18 protein-coding genes and 1 riboswitch are annotated in these 21,076 nt (G+C 29.8%); of the genes, 17 read left to right on the top strand and 1 reads right to left on the bottom strand.

Translation table 11 applies throughout. The features are described from left to right. The first annotated feature begins 303 nt into the window (after positions 1-303). The 11 genes from cimA to ABUA17_RS06565 all read left to right on the top strand — a co-directional run bounded on the left by cimA (position 304) and on the right by ABUA17_RS06565 (position 13,526). Positions 304-1,896: a citramalate synthase gene (gene cimA / locus ABUA17_RS06615; protein WP_055275547.1), complete on the top strand. Its 1,593-nt coding sequence runs from the start codon at positions 304-306 to the stop codon at positions 1,894-1,896. 14 nt (positions 1,897-1,910) lie between these two features. Then, positions 1,911-3,170 carry a 3-isopropylmalate dehydratase large subunit gene (gene leuC / locus ABUA17_RS06610; RefSeq protein WP_042400549.1) on the top strand — a complete coding sequence of 420 codons (1,260 nt, stop codon included), beginning with the start codon at positions 1,911-1,913 and terminating at the stop codon, positions 3,168-3,170. 14 nt (positions 3,171-3,184) lie between these two features. Further along, a complete protein-coding gene (gene leuD / locus ABUA17_RS06605; protein ID WP_042400553.1) occupies positions 3,185-3,676 on the top strand; it encodes a 3-isopropylmalate dehydratase small subunit in 492 nt (163 codons plus the stop codon). A 38-nt stretch (positions 3,677-3,714) separates the two neighbouring features. After that, the gene (gene leuB / locus ABUA17_RS06600) at positions 3,715-4,785 is read left to right on the top strand and encodes a 3-isopropylmalate dehydrogenase (protein ID WP_195951419.1); all 1,071 of its coding nucleotides are present in this window, start codon (positions 3,715-3,717) and stop codon (positions 4,783-4,785) included. A gap of 125 nt (positions 4,786-4,910) precedes the next feature. Then, positions 4,911-6,569: a dihydroxy-acid dehydratase gene (gene ilvD / locus ABUA17_RS06595; RefSeq protein WP_195951418.1), complete on the top strand. Its 1,659-nt coding sequence runs from the start codon at positions 4,911-4,913 to the stop codon at positions 6,567-6,569. Between the two features lie 35 nt (positions 6,570-6,604). Beyond that, on the top strand, positions 6,605-8,290 hold the full coding sequence (ilvB, locus tag ABUA17_RS06590; protein ID WP_042400562.1) for a biosynthetic-type acetolactate synthase large subunit: 1,686 nt from the start codon (positions 6,605-6,607) through the stop codon (positions 8,288-8,290). 160 nt (positions 8,291-8,450) lie between these two features. Next, positions 8,451-9,455, top strand: coding sequence for a ketol-acid reductoisomerase (ilvC, locus tag ABUA17_RS06585; RefSeq protein ID WP_042400566.1), 1,005 nt, complete (start codon positions 8,451-8,453; stop codon positions 9,453-9,455). Positions 9,456-9,657: 202 nt separating this feature from the next. Next, a complete protein-coding gene (locus tag ABUA17_RS06580; protein WP_055275551.1) occupies positions 9,658-10,581 on the top strand; it encodes a CPBP family intramembrane glutamic endopeptidase in 924 nt (307 codons plus the stop codon). Positions 10,582-11,033: 452 nt separating this feature from the next. Beyond that, a complete protein-coding gene (gltX, locus tag ABUA17_RS06575; protein ID WP_042400572.1) occupies positions 11,034-12,695 on the top strand; it encodes a glutamate--tRNA ligase in 1,662 nt (553 codons plus the stop codon). A 177-nt stretch (positions 12,696-12,872) separates the two neighbouring features. After that, positions 12,873-13,067, top strand: coding sequence for a hypothetical protein (locus ABUA17_RS06570; RefSeq protein ID WP_042400574.1), 195 nt, complete (start codon positions 12,873-12,875; stop codon positions 13,065-13,067). A gap of 255 nt (positions 13,068-13,322) precedes the next feature. Continuing rightward, on the top strand, positions 13,323-13,526 hold the full coding sequence (locus ABUA17_RS06565; RefSeq protein ID WP_042400576.1) for a hypothetical protein: 204 nt from the start codon (positions 13,323-13,325) through the stop codon (positions 13,524-13,526). A gap of 301 nt (positions 13,527-13,827) precedes the next feature. On the opposite strand, the gene ABUA17_RS06560 is transcribed toward ABUA17_RS06565, so the two are convergent. Then, complete coding sequence (locus ABUA17_RS06560; protein WP_042400578.1) at positions 13,828-15,489, bottom strand: glutamine--tRNA ligase/YqeY domain fusion protein; 1,662 nt, start codon at positions 15,487-15,489, stop codon at positions 13,828-13,830. A gap of 265 nt (positions 15,490-15,754) precedes the next feature. On the opposite strand from ABUA17_RS06560, the gene ABUA17_RS06555 reads away from it, so the two are divergent. From ABUA17_RS06555 to ABUA17_RS06530, 6 genes are all read left to right on the top strand, one after another. After that, positions 15,755-16,075 carry a DUF1540 domain-containing protein gene (locus ABUA17_RS06555; RefSeq protein ID WP_042400581.1) on the top strand — a complete coding sequence of 107 codons (321 nt, stop codon included), beginning with the start codon at positions 15,755-15,757 and terminating at the stop codon, positions 16,073-16,075. 121 nt (positions 16,076-16,196) lie between these two features. Next, entirely contained in the window at positions 16,197-17,099 is a 903-nt protein-coding gene (locus ABUA17_RS06550; protein WP_078061372.1) for a CPBP family intramembrane glutamic endopeptidase, read from the top strand. A gap of 75 nt (positions 17,100-17,174) precedes the next feature. Further along, positions 17,175-18,194, top strand: a complete 1,020-nt coding sequence (locus ABUA17_RS06545) for a homoserine dehydrogenase (protein ID WP_195951417.1) — start codon at positions 17,175-17,177, stop codon at positions 18,192-18,194. Positions 18,195-18,394: 200 nt separating this feature from the next. After that, positions 18,395-18,547 (top strand): zinc-ribbon domain-containing protein, encoded by a 153-nt coding sequence (locus ABUA17_RS06540; RefSeq protein ID WP_042400586.1) that lies wholly within the window; start codon positions 18,395-18,397, stop codon positions 18,545-18,547. Between the two features lie 185 nt (positions 18,548-18,732). After that, complete coding sequence (locus ABUA17_RS06535) at positions 18,733-19,296, top strand: 5-formyltetrahydrofolate cyclo-ligase (protein WP_195951416.1); 564 nt, start codon at positions 18,733-18,735, stop codon at positions 19,294-19,296. 71 nt (positions 19,297-19,367) lie between these two features. Then, positions 19,368-19,540, top strand: a riboswitch (SAM riboswitch). A gap of 248 nt (positions 19,541-19,788) precedes the next feature. After that, a complete protein-coding gene (locus ABUA17_RS06530) occupies positions 19,789-21,066 on the top strand; it encodes an O-acetylhomoserine aminocarboxypropyltransferase/cysteine synthase family protein (protein ID WP_042400590.1) in 1,278 nt (425 codons plus the stop codon). The last annotated feature ends 10 nt before the right edge of the window (positions 21,067-21,076 follow it).

Raw genomic sequence — 21,076 nt, 5'->3', positions numbered from 1 at the left:
TAATAGTTAAGAGTTTAATGAGGAAACTTTTATGAGTTTCTAAAAATATATTTTTAAAATTCAGATCAGCTGAAATTTTTCCTTAACTATTAACTTAAAACTCGTAACTAATAAAGCTCGTAACTAACAAAGCGGTAATAAGCATTTAAATTATGACAAGCTATAGTGGCTAGTATAAGTAAGAAAGTTAATTTATAACTTTAAGATTATTGGAGTTAAGGGTTCTTCAATAAATCAAATAACAGGCAATGATTTGTCACTTACCACTTGAAACTTGTCACTTGCAAAATTGGGGGTGGAAGTTTGAATAGAACCATTGAAATTTTTGATTCTACTTTAAGAGATGGTGCTCAGGGTCAGGGAATATCATTTTCTTTAGAGGATAAGACAAAAATAGTTAAGGTATTGGATGACATAGGGATTGACTATATTGAAGCTGGTAATCCAGGATCTAATCCTAAGGATATGGAGTTCTTTAAGGTAGTAAAAGAAATAGAACTTAAAAATTCGAAGTTAGTTGCTTTTGGATCAACAAGAAAGCCAAATTCAAAGATTGGTGATGATGTTAATATAAAAAGCTTATTGGATGCAGAAACAAGTGTTGTATCTATATTTGGTAAGTCATGGACATTTCAAGTAACAGATATATTAAAGACAACCTTAGATGAAAATCTACTTATGATAAAAGAAACTATAGAATATTTAACTAAAAAAAATAAACAAGTAATTTTTGATGCAGAACATTTTTTTGATGGTTATAAAGAAAATAAAGAATATTCTATGTTAACTTTAAAAGCTGCTAGAGAGGCTGGAGCAAAAACACTAGTTTTATGCGATACAAATGGTGGAACATTACCAAGCGAAATTAAAGAAATAACTAGTGAAGTAGTTAAGAATTTTGATTGTAAAATAGGAATTCATTGTCATAACGATATAGGTATGGCAGTAGCAAACTCTATTATGGCAATAGAGTCAGGGGCGATACATATTCAAGGCACATTTATAGGAGTTGGAGAAAGATGTGGGAATACTAACTTAAGTACAATAATTCCAACTATAGCCTTAAAAATGGATTGCAATTTAAAAGCAGAAAATTACTTGCAAGAGTTGACTGCAAAGGCTAGATATATTTCAGAAATATCTAATATTCAATTAGAGGATTCAACTCCTTATGTGGGTAAATCAGCATTTGCTCATAAAGGAGGAATGCATATAGATGCAATTTGTAAAACACCACAATCTTATGAGCATATAAATCCAGAAATAGTTGGGAATAAGAGAAGATTTTTATTATCAGAGGTAAGTGGTAAAAGTACAGTTTTGCAAGAGATACACAAGATTTTTCCTAATGTCAAAAAAGATGGAGATGAAGTTAAAAAGGTAACTAAAAGATTAAAAGAATTGGAATATGAAGGTTATCAATTTGAAGGAGCAGAAGGAACTGTAGAACTATTAATAAGAAAGACAATTGGAAAGTATAAACCTTTCTTCAAATTAAATCATTTTAAAACTATGGGAGAAACTCCTTGGAACAATGGTGAATTTAGCTCAACAGCTTTAATTAATATAACAGTTGATGGAATGACAGAAATGACAGCAGCAGAAGGTGATGGACCAGTAAATGCATTAGATAAAGCATTAAGAAAAGCAGTAGAAGTTTTTTATCCTGAGATAAAAAATGTAAAGTTAGTTGATTATAAGGTTAGAGTTTTAGATTCAGAAAGCACAACAGGTGCAAAAGTTAGAGTTTTAATTGAAAGTACTGATGGTAATGAAAGCTGGAGTACAGTTGGGGTCTCTAGGGACGTAATTCAAGCAAGCTGGATTGCATTAGTTGATTCGATTGAATATAAACTTATTAAAGATATTGAAAGAAAAGCAAAAGCATATTTTTAAAGGGGGAAAAAACAATGGCAATGACAATGACTCAAAAAATATTAGCTGCTCATGCAGGATTAGAAAGTGTAAAGGCAGGGCAATTAATTGAAGCAAATTTAGATTTGGTGCTAGGTAATGATATTACTTCACCAGTTGCAGTAAAGGAATTTGAAAAGTTTGGAGTTAAAAAAGTTTTTGATAAGGAAAAAATAGCAATAGTACCTGATCACTTTACTCCAAATAAAGATATAAAAGCAGCAGAACAATGTAAATTTATAAGAGAATTCTCAAGAGAAAAAGGAATAGTTAATTTTTTTGAAATAGGAGAAATGGGAATTGAACATTGTCTATTACCTGAAAAAGGATTAGTAGTTGCAGGTGATGTTGTTATAGGGGCAGACTCGCATACTTGCACATATGGAGCATTAGGAGCTTTTTCAACAGGAATTGGTTCAACAGATATGGCAGCAGGAATGGCTACAGGGAAATGTTGGTTTAAGGTTCCATCAGCATTAAAATTCGTATTAAAGGGAAAACCTTCAAAATGGGTAAGTGGTAAAGACGTTATACTTCATATCATTGGAATGATAGGGGTTGATGGAGCTTTATATAAATCAATGGAATTTGTTGGTGAAGGATTAAAGTACTTATCAATGGATGATAGATTCACAATGGCAAATATGGCTATTGAAGCTGGTGGAAAGAATGGTATTTTCCCAGTGGATGAAAAAACTATTGAATACTTAAAAGAGCATGGAAAGAAAGAATGGAAAGTATACGAAGCAGATGAAGATGCAGAGTATGATGAGGTCTATGAAATAGATTTATCTACTTTAAGACCAACAGTATCATTCCCACATTTACCTGATAATACAAGAACTATAGATGAGGTTGGAGAAATTGAAATTGATCAAGCGGTTATAGGTTCATGTACAAATGGAAGAATATCAGATTTGAGAGTAGCAAGAGATATTCTTAAGGGTAAAAAAGTAAATAAGAGAGTTAGATGTATAGTATTCCCAGGAACTCAAAAAATTTATTTACAGGCGTTAGAAGAAGGAATAATTAAGGATTTAGTAGAAGCAGGGGCAGTTGTTTCAACTCCAACTTGTGGACCATGCTTAGGTGGACATATGGGTATATTAGCTAAAGGTGAAAGAGCTATTTCAACTACAAATAGAAACTTCGTTGGAAGAATGGGGCATGTTGAATCAGAAGTTTATTTAGCTAGTCCAGCAGTTGCAGCAGCTTCAGCAATAACAGGAAAAATAACTAATCCGGAAACACTTTAAGGGGGTAAATAAATATGAAATCAACGGGAAAAGTTTTTAAATATGGAGATAACGTAGATACAGATGTAATTATACCAGCAAGATACTTAAATACATCAGATCCAAAGGAACTAGCAAGTCATTGTATGGAGGATATTGATTTAAATTTTGCTAATAATGTTAAACCGGGAGATATAATTGTTGCAAATAAGAATTTTGGATGTGGTTCATCTAGAGAACATGCACCAATAGCAATAAAAGAAAGTGGAATTAGCTGTGTTATAGCATCAACTTTTGCAAGAATATTTTATAGAAATGCAATTAATATTGGATTACCAATATTAGAATGTGATGAAGCAGTTAAATCTATTGAAGCAGGGGATGAGTTAGAGGTTAATTTTGATACAGGGGTTATTAAAAATTTAACTAAGGATGAAGAATATCAAGGAGAAGCGTTCCCAGAGTTTATGCAAAATATTATAAATAATAATGGACTTATAGGTTATATAAAAAATAAGAATAAATAAAATAAAAGGCAATGGGCAAATTTTAAGGGGGAAGAATCATGAATTTTAATATAGCAGTTATACCAGGAGATGGAATAGGACCAGAAGTTATCGATGAATCAATAAAAGTCTTAAATAAAATTGGGGAAAAATACAATCATACATTTGAATTTGAGTTTTTACAAGCTGGAGGATGTGCAATAGATTCAATGGGAACGTCACTTCCTGAAAAAACTTTAGAAGCTTGCAAGAAAAGTGATGCAGTTCTTTTAGGTGCTGTTGGAGGACCTAAATGGGATGATCCTAATGCAAAAGTAAGACCTGAACAGGCCTTATTAGGATTAAGGGGAGGTTTAAATTTATATTGTAATTTAAGACCTGCACTTTTATATAAACCACTAAAAGAAGCATCTCCATTAAAGGATAGCATAATTGGTGATGGAATTGATATTTGTGTTGTAAGAGAGCTTACTGGGGGAATTTACTTTGGTGAAAGAGGAAGAGAAGTAATTGATGGAGTTATTTCAGCTTACGATACAGAAAGATATAATATGGAAGAAATTGAAAGGATAGTAAGAATAGGCTTTGATACTGCAATGAAGAGAAGTAAGAAGCTTACTAGTGTTGATAAAGCTAATATATTAGAAAGTTCAAGACTTTGGAGAAGCGTTGTTGAAGAAATGTCTAAAGATTATCCAGAGGTTGAAGTAAATCATTTATATATTGATAATGCTTCGATGCAATTAGTAAGAGATCCAAGACAATTTGACGTAATTGTTACTTCAAATATGTTTGGTGATATTTTATCAGATGAGGCTTCAATGATAACAGGATCAATTGGTATGCTTCCATCTGCATCATTAGGAGAAGGAACTTTAGGGATGTACGAGCCAATTCATGGTTCTGCACCTGATATTGCTGGAAAGGGAATAGCAAACCCATTAGCAACAATTCTTTCAACTGCAATGATGTTAAGATATAGCTTTAACTTAGAAAATGAAGCAAAAGATATTGAAGATGCAGTAGTTAAAGTATTAGAAGAAGGATATAGAACTGGTGATATAACAAGTGAAGGAACTACACTTGTTGGAACCAAAGAAATGGGACAACTTGTTTTAGAAAGAATTTAGATAGTTAGAAGTTATAAGTTAGGAGTTAAGCTTGAAACTCCTTAGGGAGTTTATTGAATTATATATTCTTAGTAACTACTAACTAAAAACTAAGAACTACTAACTAATTTAATGGGGTGATATAAATGAGAAGTGATGTAGTTAAAAAGGGAGTAGCAAAGGCTCCTCATAGATCGTTGTTTAAAGCATCAGGATTAACTGATGAGGAAATAAATAAACCATTAATAGGAATTGTAACATCTCAAAATGATATAATTCCTGGTCATGTTAACTTAGATAAAATTGTTGAAGGTGTTAAAAAAGGAGTATTAATGTCTGGAGGAACACCATTAGTATTTCCAACAATAGGTGTATGTGATGGAATTGCAATGGGACATCAAGGAATGAAATATTCTTTAGTAACTAGAGAACTTATTGCTGATTCTGTTGAATGTATGGCAAATGCTCATGCATTTGATGCTTTAGTATTTATACCAAACTGTGACAAGATAGTTCCAGGAATGGTCATGGCTGCATTAAGAGTAAATGTTCCATCAGTAATAGTTAGTGGTGGACCAATGCTAGCTGGTAAATTTAAAGGTAAGGAAGTATCTTTATCTACAATGTTTGAAGCTGTTGGATCAGTTGAAAGTGGATTAATGCTTGAATCAGATTTAGCAGAATTAGAAGAAAAAGTATGTCCGACTTGTGGATCATGTTCAGGTATGTTTACTGCAAATTCTATGAATTGTCTATGTGAAGTTTTAGGATTAGCATTACCAGGCAATGGAACAATACCAGCTGTTTATTCCGAAAGAATAAGACTTGCTAAGTATGCAGGGATGGCTGTAATGAAGCTTTTAGAAAAAGATATTAAGCCAAGAGATATAGTAACAGAAGATGCCATTAAAAATGCATTAACAGTAGATATGGCACTTGGATGCTCAACAAATAGTGTTCTTCATTTAACAGCAATTGCAAATGAAGCTAAATTACCTATAAATCTTGATATTATAAATGGGATGTCAGCAAAGGTGCCGAACTTATGTAAACTAGCTCCAGCATCTGATACTCATATAGAAGATTTATATGCAGCTGGTGGAATTAGAGCTGTAATGAGTGAATTAAATAAGAAGAATTTATTAAATTTAAATTGTATTACTGCAACTGGTAAAACTGTTGGAGAAAATATTGAAAATGCAAAAGTTTTAGATTATTCAGTAATAAAACATATAGAAGAACCATATAGTCAAACTGGTGGAATTGCAGTTTTAAAAGGAAATTTAGCACCAGATGGAGCTGTTGTTAAGAGATCAGCAGTTTTAAAAGAAATGTTAGTTCATAAAGGGCCAGCTAAAGTTTTTAACTCTGAAGAAGAGGCTATTGAAGCAATTATGGGTAAGAAAATTGTTGAAGGCGATGTTGTAGTTATTAGATATGAAGGTCCAAAAGGTGGACCAGGAATGAGAGAAATGTTATCACCTACATCTGCAATATGTGGAATGAGACTTGATACATCTGTTGCACTTATTACAGATGGAAGATTTAGTGGGGCAACTAAAGGTGCAGCAATAGGACATGTTTCTCCTGAAGCAGCTGAAGGTGGAAATATTGCGTTAGTAGAAGATGGAGATATTATTTCTATTGATATTACAAATGGTAATTTAGATTTGCTTGTTAGCGATGAAGAACTAGCAAAGCGTAGATCAAATTTAAAGCCAGTTGAGCCAAAAGTTAAAGAGGGATATTTAGCAAGATATGCTAAATTAGTTAGCTCAGCAAGCTCAGGGGCAGTATTTAAATAGTTATAAGTTAACTAATATAAAGGGGGTTATTTTCAATGTTATTAACAGGTGCTGAGATTCTTGTTAAGACTTTATTAAATGAAGGTGTTGACACTGTTTTTGGATATCCTGGAGGAGCTGTATTAAATATTTATGACTATTTGTATAAATACAGAGATCAGCTTAAACATTATTTGACTTGCCATGAACAAGGTGCAGCTCATGCAGCTGATGGTTATGCAAGGTCATCAGGAAAAGTTGGGGTATGTATTGCTACATCAGGTCCAGGAGCAACAAATCTTGTAACGGGAATTGCAACTGCATATATGGATTCTGTTCCATTAGTTGCAATAACAGGTAATGTTCAAAAAAGTCTGCTTGGAAGAGATAGCTTTCAAGAGGTTGATATTACTGGAATAACAATGCCAATAACAAAACATAATTTTATTGTTAAAGATGTTAATGAGTTAGAGGAAACTGTTAGAAAGGCATTTTATATTGCTAGAGAAGGAAGACCAGGGCCGGTATTAATTGATATTCCAAAGGATATTACATCTGATAAAACAGAATATAAAAATTTAAAGCCATTACCAGTGGAACCAAAAAGTAAGCATATTACTGTTGATTCATTAAATGAAGTAGCTAAATATATTAATGATTCAGAACAACCACTTATTTATGCAGGTGGAGGAGTTATTAATTCAGGTGCTACTGAAGAACTAGTTAATTTTGCAGAAAAAATTAATGCACCAGTTGCAACAACATTAATGTGTAGAGGTGCAATTCCTTCAGAACATAGGTTAAATACTGGAATGATAGGGATGCATGGAAGTAATGCATCAAATATTTTAGCAACTAAGTGCGATTTAATAATTGCATTAGGTGCAAGGTTTAGTGACAGGGTAATTAGCGATAGAGAATTTATTAATAATGCTAAGGTAATTCAAATAGATGTGGATCCGGCAGAAGTAAATAAGAATGTTAAAGTAGATTCATTTATTATAGGTGATATTAAGGTAGCATTACAAAGATTAATGCCTTTAATAGATTATAAGAAAAATGATAAGTGGTTAAAAAAAGTAGATGAATTAAAGCTTTTAGCTATTACAAAAAATAATAAGGATGATGGTGAGCAATTAACACCAAGATTTTTATTTGAAAAGCTTAGTGAATTAGATAAAGGTGATTTTATTATGACGACTGAAGTTGGACAGCATCAAATGTGGACAGCACAGTATTTTAATTTTAAAACACCAAGAACTTTAATTTCATCTGGAGGACTTGGAACTATGGGATTTGGTTTAGGTGCGGCAATTGGAGTTAAAGTTGCTAATCCTGATAAAACTGTATTTAACATTGCTGGTGATGGAAGCTTTGGAATGAACTGCAATGAATTTGCAACAGCTGTTAAATATAATATTCCAATTAAAATTATTGTAATGAATAACAATGCATTAGGAATGGTTAGACAATGGCAAAGTTTATTTTATGAGGCTAGATATTCTCAAACTACTTTAGATAGAGCTACTGATTTTGTTAAGCTTGCTGAAGCTTTTGGAGGCGTTGGATTTAGGGTAGAAAAAAGAGAAGAACTTGATTCTGTATTAGAAGAGGCTTTAGCTGTAGATAGACCAGTAATAATTGATTATAGAATTGATAGTGATAAAAAAGTATTCCCTATGGTTGCTCCGGGAGCACCAATTCATCAAATAATTAATGAAGAAGATGTTGTAGAGGAATAGGCAATAAGTAATAGATAAAAATGAATAGATAAAAAGCAAAAGCGAAAAGTTTTTACTTTACATCTATTAGTTAATAATAAAAAGTTAATTTAAATTTCTATCATAAGAATTTGGTAGTGAATTTTTATAAATAAAAATAAATAAGTCGGGGGTATAAAAAATGGCAAAGATGTTTTATGAAAAGGACACAAATCTAGGTTTATTAAAGGGAAAGAAGGTTGCAGTTATCGGTTATGGTAGCCAAGGACATGCTCACGCATTAAACCTTCATGAAAGTGGAATTGATGTAGTTGTTGGATTATATGAAGGAAGTAAATCATGGAATAGAGTTAAGGAAGCCGGATTAGAAGTTGCTACAGTTGCAAATGCTGTTAAGGCTGCTGATGTTGTTATGGTTTTAGTACCAGATGAGAAACAAGCTAAATTATATAGAGAAGAAATCGCTCCATATTTAGAAGAAGGAAATGCTTTAGTATTTGCTCATGGATTTAACATTCATTATGGACAAATAGTTCCTCCTGCAGATGTTGATGTATTCATGGTTGCTCCAAAAGGACCAGGACATATGGTAAGAAGAACTTATACTGAAGGTTCAGGAGTTCCTTGCTTAATAGCAGTTCAACAAGATTACACAGGAAAAGCTAAAGAATTTGCATTAGCTTATGCCAATGGAATTGGTGGAGCTAGAGCTGGTGTATTAGAAACTACATTCAAAGATGAAACTGAAACAGATTTATTTGGTGAACAAGCAGTCCTTTGTGGAGGTGTTACAGCACTTATCAAAGCTGGATTTGAAACTTTAGTAGAAGGTGGATATGCCCCAGAAAATGCTTATTTTGAATGTTTACATGAAATGAAGCTTATTGTTGATTTAATATACCAAGGTGGTATGGCTGCAATGAGATATTCTATATCTGATACTGCTGAATATGGTGATTACATGATTGGTAACAGAATAGTTACTGATGAAACTAAGAAAGAAATGAAAAAAGTATTAACTGAAATTCAAGATGGTACTTTTGCAAGAAATTGGTTAATGGAAAACCAAGTTGGAAGACCACAATTTAATGCTATGAGAAGAATGGAAGCAGAACATCCAATTGAAAAGGTTGGTAAAGAGTTAAGAGAAATGATGTCTTGGATTGATACTAAGAACTTAGATTAATAATCACAACTTTTTGAATTAAACAGATTTAATAAAAGGAATTACAGCTAATAATTGAGATGTAATTCCTTATTTTTGTATAAGTTCACAAAAGTAATAAGTTATGAAATGGTATATTTTTAAAATAATGATATAAATGTTAAAATTTAATAGATAAACTTAGTTTTCAAAGTATATTTAATTATTGATTGGAGGAGAAAAAATGGAATTAAAGACTAAGGTAAATGACAAAAAAGTATTTGCTAAAATTGGATTAGCTATCTTAGTTTGTATGATAGTAGTAAATGTTATACAAACAATTTATTATTCAGCTATTAATGTAATTAGGCCATCATTGTTAGAACAACCTTGGGTAAATTATATAGCTATTGCAATTAGTTTTTACTTTATAGGCTTTCCTATATTTTATGTAATGGTTAGAAAGCTTCCTGATGGTGAGAAAAAGGAAAGTAAAAGTTTAAGTGTAGGAAAAATGATTTTACTATTTTTTATGTCTTATGCAATATTATATGTGGTTAACTTTTTAACTACTATTTTACTAATGATAATTGCTGCAATAAAGGGTAGCGAGATAATGAATCCAATAGCTAATGTAGTAGGGACAAGCAATTGGATTTGGAGTTTGATTTTTGCAGGAATATTATCTCCTATTGTTGAAGAAATGTTATTTAGGGGGATAATGCTTAATAAGATAAGAATGTATGGTGATAAAGTAGCTATAATTACAACAGCAATTATGTTTGGATTATTTCATGCAAATTTTTCTCAGTTTTTTTATGCAGTCGGATTAGGAGTTATATTTGCTTATGTAACATTAAAGACTGGTACTATAAAATATTCAATAATATTACATATAGCAATTAACATTGTTGGAAGTGTAATTATGCCATCTATAGTTGGAGATGGTAGTAATATAGCGTTAATTGGAGTAGCAGGATTAGTTTTAATAGCAATTACTATTATAGGAATAGTTTTATTAATCAATAATAGAAAGAATATACATTTATCAGAAGGTGAAATAAAACTAGAAAAAGGTACAGTTGCTAAAACTATTTATTTGAATGTAGGGATGATTTTATATATAGTTCTCTGTGTAATATCAATGATATCAGTAGTATTGATGTAAAGTATAAATTAAATTTCAGGTCGATATTGTATTTATAACTATAAAGTTGCTTATTTAAGATATACTTATTAGAAGTAAAAAAATATAAATGAGGCGGTATAGAAGTTGAATTATTTTTTTATATATTCACTTTAGTATAAATACTTTACAATAATAATTGTAATCTGTATAATTAATCTGTAATTTGAAAATAATAGTTAATATAATTGTGTTGATTAGGAGCAGTAAATAGAATTCTAATTTAAAGCGATTTAGGAAGTGGTGTAAGCCTAAAATTTAGAACTATTGAAGGAAACCAGGGAGCAATAAAATTAAATAAGTATTTGAGTGGGTTAATTTATATTAACCAATTTAGGTGGTAACGCGGAAATACAGTCTTTCGTCCTAAAAGTTTAGGGTGAAAGACTTTTTATTTTGTAAAAAATAAATAAAATTAAAAGGAGAAAAATAAGATGGCATTTGAAAAGTTAGCTGAAATGATATTCCCAAATGTAGAACATGATAGAGAATATTATATAGCAAAATACCCAAAGAGAAATTTAAAAGAAGGTGCTAGGGTAACTAGATACGCACCATCACCAACAGGATTCCAACATATAGGTGGAGTTTTTGCTGCATTAATAAATGAAAGATTAGCAAGTCAAAGTGAAGGTGTTTTCTATTTAAGAATAGAAGATACAGACCAAAAAAGAGAAGTTGAAGGTGCTATAGAAGATACAATTGCAACTATGCATAACTTTGGAATGGACTTCAGTGAAGGAATGACTGGTCAAGAAACTTCAAAAGGTGAATATGGTCCATACAGACAAAGTGAAAGAGCTGAAATATACAGAACTTTTGCTAAGGACTTATTATTAAAAGGATTAGCATACCCAGATTTCTGTACTCCAGAAGAATTAGCAGCATTAAGAGAAGAACAAATTGCTAATAAGATAACTCCTGGATACTATGGAGAATATGCTAAATACAGAAATATTACTGAAGAAGAAGCTATTGAAAGAATAAACAATGGTGAAGCTTATATATTAAGATTAAAATCACCAGGAAATATTGAAAATAGAGTAGAATTCCACGACTTAATAAAAGGAGATATATCTTTCCCAGAAAACAATCAAGATGTTGTTTTAATAAAAGGTGATGGACTTCCAACTTATCATTTTGCACATGCAATTGATGATTATTTAATGAGAACTACAGATGTAATAAGAGGAGAAGAATGGTTATCATCTCTTCCAATACATGTTCAATTATTTGAAGTATTAGGATTTGAAAGACCAAACTATGCTCATATTCCAACAATAATGAAACAAGAAGGTGGATCTAAGAGAAAGCTTTCTAAGAGAAAAGATGCTGAAGCAGCTGTATCTTACTACAACGAAGTTGGATATCCAGTAGTTTGTGTTATTGAATACTTATTAAACATAGTAAACTCAAGCTATGAAGAATGGAGAGCAGAAAATCCTACTGCTGATTACCATGAATTCCATGTTGCTTTAGAAAAAATGAGTAAGAGTGGAGCATTATTTGACTTAGTTAAGTTAAATGATGTTTCTAAAGATGTTATTGCTAGAATGCCAGCAAATAAAGTATATGAACAATATACAGCATGGGCTAAGCAATATGATGAAGAAATGTATAACTTAGTAACTGCAAATGAAGCTATGTCTAAGGAAATATTCAACATAGATAAAGAAGGTCCAAAGCCAAGAAAAGATTTTGCTAAATGGGATGAAGTTAAAGATAAGATTTTCTATTTCTTCGATGAGTTATTCTATAATGAAACAGCAGATCAAGTGGAATTACCAAAGACTTTATCATTAGAAAATGCTAAAGCTATAATTGAAGAATATGCTAAGAAGTTTAACTTCAATGCTGGAAGCCAAGAAAATTGGTTTGAAGATTTAAAAGTAATTGGAGCAGAACTTGGATATTGTGCAAACAGAAAAGAATATAAAGCTAATCCAGATCAATATAAGGGAATGATTTCTGATGTTGCTGGAGCAGTAAGAAGTGCATTATCACACAGAACAAACACTCCTGACCTTTATACTATAATGCAAATTATGGGTGAAGATAAGGTTAGAGAAAGATTTAATAGATTTTTAGAGTTATAAAATAGTATTGAAAGCAGCTATATTTAAAATAGTATAGTTGCTTTTTTATTTTATATTTTAAATATAAAATAAAAAATATTTATGTTTAGCTAATAATATAACTTGGAAAAATTTAATGTGTATTATATTAACAGAACTTCATAAAATAATATCGAAATGTAAAAGGAGGTGTTTTTTATGAATAAACAAAGTCAAAATAGTTCGACTATGAGCAATAATACTCAACAAAGTATGAATAGTAGTGCACAACAACAAAGCAATATGCAAAGTAATGCAAATTCTCAAAGTGCAATGAGTAGTGCTCAAATTGATTCAAACATAGAAGCTTATAAAAAAGCACAACAAAATGCTAACCAAAATTCAATGCAATAAAATATTTACAAAATAAAAACTCCTTATAAGTAGGGGTTTTTATTTTTTATAAAAAAACTAAAGTTTTATATATTAACTACTTAATATATAATTTTTCAATATTTTAATTTAACTTCACAACTTGGACTGAAATGAAATTAATACAAGGTATCAAAGAAAATAAAATGTACAAACTATTACTGTAGCGGTGGTAGAACTAAGTTAAGACTTGGCTGTATCAGGGCTAAATTTAATAAGACACTGGAGGTAAATGTTATGGATAAACATTCAAAGTGTGGATGTCATACAAAAGAAAAAAGTAGTTGTGAATCAAGTTGTGGATGTGGATGTAATAGTGGTGCACCAAAATCTGCAGTAAATAATCAATGGGCATCACCAGCTGGTGTAAAAGTAGAAAATTATAAGAATTGTACATGTGAAAAACAAGAAAAAACAGCAACAAATAATCAATGGTCATAATTTAAAAGCTGTTTATAGAAATAAATTCTAGTATTAAATTAATAATACGGAGCAAAATAATATTGATAAGAGTGTTGGAGGAAGACTGATGGGATGAATATTAAAAAAGAAGTAAACCCTAAACAATTTAACTGGTGTTTATAGTTTTTGCATCGAAAGAAAGCTATAGAAAAATGATTATATAAGTGGCGACTCAGTGTGAATCCGATTATAAAGTATTACTGTGTATGAAACCTCAAGAACACTCACTATACCTAATTTAAATAAGAGAAAGGCATTTGCCTTTCTCTTATTTTTTCTTTTATTTTAATTTAAATGAAGATTTTAAAGATACAATTCTGTTAAATACTAATTTATCAGCAGTTGTATACTTAGTATCAACATTAAAGAATCCATTTCTAACTAATTGGAATTTATCTTGAGGTTTAGCATCCTTAGCAGCAGTTGGCTCAATAAATCCTTGTAAAACTTCCATAGAGTTCGGATTTATTTGTTCTAAGAAATTCTTACCTTCATTTTCAGGAGCATCATCTAAGATTAATGGTTCGTATAATCTAAATTCAGCAGGTACACAATTATTTGCATCTACCCAGTGAATAGTTCCTTTAACTTTTCTTCCTGTAAATCCAGAACCACTCTTAGTTTCAGGATCATAAGTACAGTGAATTTCAGTAACATTACCATTTTCATCTTTGATAACTTCATTACATTTAACAAAGTAAGCACCCATTAATCTAACTTCATTACCAGGGAATAATCTAAAGTATTTTTTTATTGGAACTTCCATGAAGTCTTCTTGTTCAACATATAATTCTCTTGAGAATGGAACAAGTCTTTTACCAAAAGATTCATCTTTAGCATTGTTGCTAACTTCAAGCATTTCAGTTTGCCCTTCTGGATAGTTAGTAATAACTAATTTTAAAGGTCTTAAGACTGCCATAGCATTAGGAGCTTTCATTTGTAAATCTTCTCTTACGAAATAATCAAGCATTTGAGAATCTACTGTAGAGTTAGCTTTAGCAACACCAATTGCAGCACAGAAATTCTTTAAAGCTTCTGGTGTACAACCTCTTCTTCTTAAACCAGAAATAGTAGGCATTCTTGGATCATCCCATCCATCAACAACACCTTCATCAACTAGTTGTTTAAGTTTTCTTTTACTCATAACAGTATTAGTCATATTTAATCTAGCAAATTCAATTTGTCTAGGTTGGCAATCCATTTCACATTCTCTTACAACCCAATCATATAGAGGTCTATGGTCTTCAAATTCTAAAGTACAAATAGAATGAGTTACTTTTTCTATAGCATCTTCTAATGGGTGTGCAAAGTCATACATTGGATATATGCACCATTTATCACCTGTATTATGATGATGTGCATGAGCAATTCTATAGATAATAGGATCTCTCATGTTCATATTTGGAGAAGCCATATCAATTTTTGCTCTTAAAACTTTTTCTCCATCTGCAAATTCTCCATTTTTCATTCTTTCGAATAAATCTAGGTTTTCTTCAACAGTTCTGTTTCTATAAGGGCTTTCTTTACCAGGTTCAGTTAAAGTACCTCTATATTCTTTAGCTTCTTCTGGAGTTAAATCACAAACATAAGCTAATCCTTTTTTTATTAATAAAACAGCTCTGTTATACATTTCATCAAAGTAATTTGATGCAAAGTAAAGTTCATCCCATTTTCCACCAAGCCATTCTACATCTTCTTTAATTGATTGAACATATTCTGTATCTTCTTTTACAGGGTTAGTATCATCGAATCTAAGATGTGTTCTACCATGGAATTCTTCAGCTAATCCAAAGTTTAAAAGAATAGATTTTGCATGACCTATATGTAGGTATCCATTTGGTTCTGGTGGGAAACGTGTAATTATTTCCTTATGTTTTCCGCTTTCTAAATCGTCAATTATTATGTTTCTTATAAAATTAGAAGAATTAATTTCACTTGACATATTTTACCTCTCCTATTAACGCTTAATTATTTAAGTTAAAAATATTCTTAAAGGAATTTAAAATTATTCTATAAAGAATAATTATGTCCTAAGTAAATAACATTTATAACATATATTTTAACTATTACTAATAATTTTAATCGAATATAACTAAAAAATAAAGTAACTTATAGAAAAAGTTAGATAATTACTTAATGAAAGTATAAAAAAGTAAGCTTATAACAATAATATATAGAGAATTATGCACTAAAGAGGAGGTATAAGAATGAATAATTTATCATGTAATGTTACTACATGTGTATATAATTCACAAAACTTGTGTAGCAAAGAAAGTATTAAAATTGCAGGTAAAAATACCATTACAGCTAATTTTACAAGTTGTGAAGATTTTAGAAGAAAAACTGGTGAACTTACTAGTAGTGTGAAATCAGCTAATACAATGTTAGATGTAACTTGTGAAGCTATAAATTGTGAACATAATAAAGATAATAAATGTGATGCATCCAATATAACAATTGGAGGAGATTATGCTTTATCTGAAATACAAACAGAATGTTCAACTTTTGTATCAAAGATTGATAAATAGATAATTAATATAAGGCTAGCTATAATATATTCTTAAGGTTTAAGAATATTAATATCAAATAAGCTAGCTTTTTTTGTATAACATTGTTTACATTAATTGGTTTTTAAAATAGAATAGATATATGAATCAATTAGAAAAGAAAAGGATTAATTTAATGAAGATTAATTATATAAAAGAATTAAATAGTAGCAAAATAAATTTAAGCCCATTAAACTTTTGGCAGGCTATAGGAATAACAATTTTATTTGATATAATAACTTTATTTTTAAATAAACCTACAGATATTTTTTATATTATATTAAATAGTTTAGGAGTTGTAACATATAGTGGATTTTGGATGTGGATATCGACAGCATTATCGGCAGCATATGAGTTTGGTGCAATATTAATATTAATTATTTTTCTAAACAATAGAAACAATAAAGTAAATAATATAAATACTGGATTTAAATTAAGAAAAAGAGATTGGGTATTAGTTCCGCTACTAATAGTTTCATATATTTTATTAACTTATGGATGGTTCGATTATATTTTATATTTCTTTCCAACAGGTAATACATATGAATATGTTATTGAATATTTAAACTCAATTCCTATAGTTATATTATTAGTAGAAACTTGCATAATGGCACCATTTTTTGAAGAACTATTATATAGAGGAATTATATTAAATGGATTAATTAATAGATATAGTAGGAAAAAAGCTATTATTTATTCAGCATTAATATTTGGAATAGCACATCTAAATTTTCCACAAGGAATTAATGCGTTTTTATTAGGATTAATAATAGGAACTGTATATTATTATACAAGATCAATATATTTATGTATGATAATGCATTTTGCTAATAACTTCTTAGTTAATTTTGTTTATTATCCAACTTCACAGTTATGGACAAACATCTTATTTGTATTACTTCCTATATTAGGCTTAGTGTTAATGATTTACTTATTTAAGACATTAAATTTAAAAGAGAGAAGTAAAGAAGCTATTAATTATATAATAAATAACGATTTTAAATAAAATGAGTGATGAAATAATTAGCATTTATCTTTAAATAGATAAGTGCTTTTATAATATAAAATTGGGGTGAATACTATGGATATTGGGTTAATTGGATTTGGAGGAGTAGGACAAGCATTAATAAAATTGTTAATAGATAAAGAAAGTTATTTATTGCAACAATACAATTTAAAAATAAACGTAAAATACATAATAAAAAGCAATGGAGGAATATACAATGCTTCTGGAATAAATTTAAGTGAGATATTAAAAGTAATTGATGAAAATATAAATATTACATGCCACAATGAGTGGAAAGATAATTTGAATATTAATGATATTATTGGTAATAATGATATAGATACTTTGGTAGAGTTAACTTCAACTAATATAGAAACTGGCGAACCAGGGCTTACTCATATTAGAAAATCATTGGAAAATAATATAAATGTTGTTACAGGGAATAAAGGTCCTATTTTATTAGATTATAAAAAATTAAAAGTTTTAGCTGATAATAATAATGTAGAGCTTAAGGTTGGATGTACAACAGGTGGAGCATTACCTTCAATTAATGGAGGAATATATGATATTGCAGGGAGTAAAATTCAAAGTATTGAAGGAGTACTAAATGGCACTACTAATTATATATTAAGTAAAATGGCTAATGATAATGTAGATTATAAAGAAGCCTTATTAGAAGCACAAAAGGTTGGTATAGCAGAATCCGATCCTAGTTTAGATGTTTTAGGATATGATACAGCAAGTAAAATAATTATTTTATCAAATGTACTTATGAATTCAGATTTAAAACTAGAAGATTTAAAAATTAATGGGATTGAAGAAGTTAGATTAGATAATATAGAAAAAGCTAAAGTAAGGGGAAATAAGATAAAGTTAATTGGTAAGGTATATAAGAAAGATAATTTAGTCAAAGGTTATGTAACACCAATAGAAATTGATGAAAATCATCCATTATATTGCGTAGATTATAAAAATAAGGGGATATATTATAAAACAGATACTTTAGGGGATATAAGTATAATTGGTGGCGCTTCAGGAACCATGAATGCTGCAGCTTCAATATTAAGAGATATAATATTACTTAGAGGTGTTTAGATAATAATATAGAAAATATTGTATGAATTTTAATTATTTATAAAAAATAATTAAAAAAGGTTGTAATTTAATAAATACTATGTTATTATAAATGAGTAGCAAAGTTGCTAACAAAAAAAAGTTTCATTTAGGTAAATAGTTTCTCGAAAATTAGAGATTATTATATCAATTTAGAATCTTTAATTTCAGGAGGAATATTTATGACAGATAAGACATTAGTATGTAGAGATTGTGGAAGTGAATTCGTATTTTCAGTAGGAGAACAAGAATTCTACAAGGAAAAAGGATTTACAAATGAGCCAACAAGATGTGTAGCTTGTAGAAGAGCTAAAAAAGAACAAAATAGAAGATAATTATAGATTATTATAGGTTGTAGTTTAAACTACAACCTTTTTTGATTATATTAAAATATAAAAATTAACTAATAAAATATGTAGTAGGGTTATAGTATAATGATAAATGAGAATATCACTTAATATAGAGATGTATAAAAGCAGGATACAGATAGATAGAAAGTAATTTGGGGAGAGTGAGACTTATGGATAAGAATTATATAAGAAAAGAAATATTGAAGACAAGAGATGATATAGAAGTAGTTTTAAAAAAAGAATATGATAGTATAATCTTTAAAAGGTTGATTAATAGTGATACTTATAAGAATGCCAATAAAATATTTACTTATATAAGCTTTGGTTCGGAAGTTGATACTAAGGAGTTTATAAAATATGCATTAAGTGATAATAAAGAAATTTATGTGCCAAAAACCGATAAAGGTAAAAGGGAAATGGTAGCTATGAAAATTAACAGTTTAGATAACATGGGTGTGGATAAGTGGGGAATACTTGAACCTAAAACTGTGAAAGAAGACAAAATTGGAGAAGAGTTTGATTTAATAATTATGCCAGGAGTAGCTTTTGATAAATTTGGAAATAGGATTGGCTATGGTGGAGGATATTATGATAAATATATTTCTAGAAAAAATATTAAATGTCCTAAAATTGCATTGGCATATGATTTGCAGATCATTGATAAAATACAGTGTGAGGAACATGATATAAAGGCAGATGGTATAATATCAAATAAAGAGTTTATAAAAATGTAAAAAATTTATAAAAAAACTATTGAAAAAATATTCCATATATGTATAATAAAGATAACAAGTTAATAGAAAATCTTTTATTAAGAACGGTGGAGGGACTGGCCCTGAGAAACCTAGCAACCTGTTATCAGTAACAAGTGATAAGTTGTAAGTGACAAGTTATATAAATTAACTGTGACTTATAGTTATAAATTTTGCTGATGTACGTTGGTGCTAAATCCTGCAGGTTTAACCTGAGAAATGAGAGTATATATTAGTAAAATAGAGTTTTATGCTATTTCTCATTATCTATAAGGATAATAAGAAATAGCTTTTTTTGTATAAAAATTTTAAATTGGAATTTATAACAATTAAGAACAAGGCTAATATTTTTCCATTAATAATTAATAAAAGAGCAATAAGTATCAAAATTTAAATGAATATAGGATTAGAGTTGAAGTTAATTATTAACTAAAAACTACGAACTCCTAATTATAAAAAAAGGGGGCTTTATTTATGTCAAATAATTTAGGAAAAGGAACAATAGGAATTCATGGGGGGTATTCACCAAAGTCAGGTGAACCAAGAGTATTACCAATTTATCAAAGTGCAACCTACAAATATGATGATCCAGATACACTAGAAGCTTTATTTGCTTTAAAAGCAGAAGGACACTTATACAGTAGAATTTCTAATCCAACAGTTGGGGCGCTAGAGGATAAATACACAAAATTAGAAGGAGGAGTTGGAGCAGTAGCAACAGCTTCAGGACAATCAGCAATACTTTATGCAGTTTTAAATCTTTGTAAAGCAGGAGATCATATTATTTCAGTAACATCTTTGTATGGAGGAACAGTTAATTTATTTAATGTTCATTTAAAAAATTTAGGAATAGAAGTTAGTTTTGTTGAACCAGATGCATCTGAAGAAGAAATATTATCACTAGCAAAAGAAAATACAAAGGCTATATATGGTGAAACAATAGGAAATCCAGGATTAAATATTTTAGACTTTGATAAGTTCTCTTCAGTTGCTAAAAAAATTCAAGTGCCACTTATAATAGATAATACGGTAGCAACACCATATCATTGCAATCCATTTGAACATGGTGCAAACATAGTTGTACATTCAACAACAAAGTATTCAGAAGGACATGCTCAAACAATTGGTGGAATAGTAGTAGATGGAGGAAATTTTGATTGGACTAATGGTAAGTTTAATGACTTTACAACACCAGATCCAAGCTATCATGGACTTAAGTATGTTGAAAGCTTTGGACAAGCTGCATATATAGTAAAGCTTAGAGTAACTTTATTAAGGGATTTAGGCGCTTGTATGAGTCCATTTAATGCTTACTTAACTAACTTAGGATTAGAAACTTTACATTTAAGAATGGAAAGACATTCAAAAAATGCTTTAGAAATAGCTCAGTGGTTAACTACTGAAGAAAAGGTTTCGTGGGTTAACTATCCATTACTTGAAGGAAGTAAATATTATGATTTGGCAAAGAAATATCTTAAAGGTGGGGCTAGTGGGCTTTTAACATTTGGAGTTAAAGGCGGAATTGAAAATGCCAAGGAATTTAGTAGAGGATTAAATGTAATTGCTTTAGCAGTAACTTTAGGAGATGCAAGAAGCTGTCTTTTACATCCAGCAACTACAAGTCATAGTCAATTAAATGAAGAAGAACTATTAGCAAGTGGAGTTACACCAGATTTATTAAGACTTTCTGTAGGAATAGAAGATGCTAAAGATTTAATTAATGATATTAGTGAAGCATTAAAAGCTATATAGGTATTTGATT

Origin of the sequence: Clostridium sp. RTP31139st1_H3_RTP31139_211217 (genome assembly GCF_040227035.1) — a bacterium.
In the GTDB taxonomy this organism is placed as follows: domain Bacteria; phylum Bacillota; class Clostridia; order Clostridiales; family Clostridiaceae; genus Clostridium; species Clostridium saudiense.
The sequence above is the reverse complement of the archived record's forward strand: the minus strand, read 5'-3'. Positions and strand labels throughout refer to the sequence as shown.

Excerpts from the sequence above, each read along its gene's own strand:
- ABUA17_RS06565 (WP_042400576.1), top strand. The coding sequence starts at position 13,323 with ATGGATAAACATTCAAAGTGTGGATGTCATACAAAAGAAAAAAGTAGT.
- leuD (WP_042400553.1), top strand. The coding sequence starts at position 3,185 with ATGAAATCAACGGGAAAAGTTTTTAAATATGGAGATAACGTAGATACA.
- leuC (WP_042400549.1), top strand. The coding sequence starts at position 1,911 with ATGGCAATGACAATGACTCAAAAAATATTAGCTGCTCATGCAGGATTA.
- ABUA17_RS06550 (WP_078061372.1), top strand. The coding sequence starts at position 16,197 with ATGAATCAATTAGAAAAGAAAAGGATTAATTTAATGAAGATTAATTAT.
- ABUA17_RS06535 (WP_195951416.1), top strand. The coding sequence starts at position 18,733 with ATGGATAAGAATTATATAAGAAAAGAAATATTGAAGACAAGAGATGAT.
- ABUA17_RS06530 (WP_042400590.1), top strand. The coding sequence starts at position 19,789 with ATGTCAAATAATTTAGGAAAAGGAACAATAGGAATTCATGGGGGGTAT.
- ilvD (WP_195951418.1), top strand. The coding sequence starts at position 4,911 with ATGAGAAGTGATGTAGTTAAAAAGGGAGTAGCAAAGGCTCCTCATAGA.
- gltX (WP_042400572.1), top strand. The coding sequence starts at position 11,034 with ATGGCATTTGAAAAGTTAGCTGAAATGATATTCCCAAATGTAGAACAT.
- leuB (WP_195951419.1), top strand. The coding sequence starts at position 3,715 with ATGAATTTTAATATAGCAGTTATACCAGGAGATGGAATAGGACCAGAA.
- ABUA17_RS06560 (WP_042400578.1), bottom strand. The coding sequence starts at position 15,489 with ATGTCAAGTGAAATTAATTCTTCTAATTTTATAAGAAACATAATAATT.
- ABUA17_RS06545 (WP_195951417.1), top strand. The coding sequence starts at position 17,175 with ATGGATATTGGGTTAATTGGATTTGGAGGAGTAGGACAAGCATTAATA.
- ilvB (WP_042400562.1), top strand. The coding sequence starts at position 6,605 with ATGTTATTAACAGGTGCTGAGATTCTTGTTAAGACTTTATTAAATGAA.
- ilvC (WP_042400566.1), top strand. The coding sequence starts at position 8,451 with ATGGCAAAGATGTTTTATGAAAAGGACACAAATCTAGGTTTATTAAAG.
- ABUA17_RS06555 (WP_042400581.1), top strand. The coding sequence starts at position 15,755 with ATGAATAATTTATCATGTAATGTTACTACATGTGTATATAATTCACAA.
- ABUA17_RS06540 (WP_042400586.1), top strand. The coding sequence starts at position 18,395 with ATGACAGATAAGACATTAGTATGTAGAGATTGTGGAAGTGAATTCGTA.
- ABUA17_RS06570 (WP_042400574.1), top strand. The coding sequence starts at position 12,873 with ATGAATAAACAAAGTCAAAATAGTTCGACTATGAGCAATAATACTCAA.
- ABUA17_RS06580 (WP_055275551.1), top strand. The coding sequence starts at position 9,658 with ATGGAATTAAAGACTAAGGTAAATGACAAAAAAGTATTTGCTAAAATT.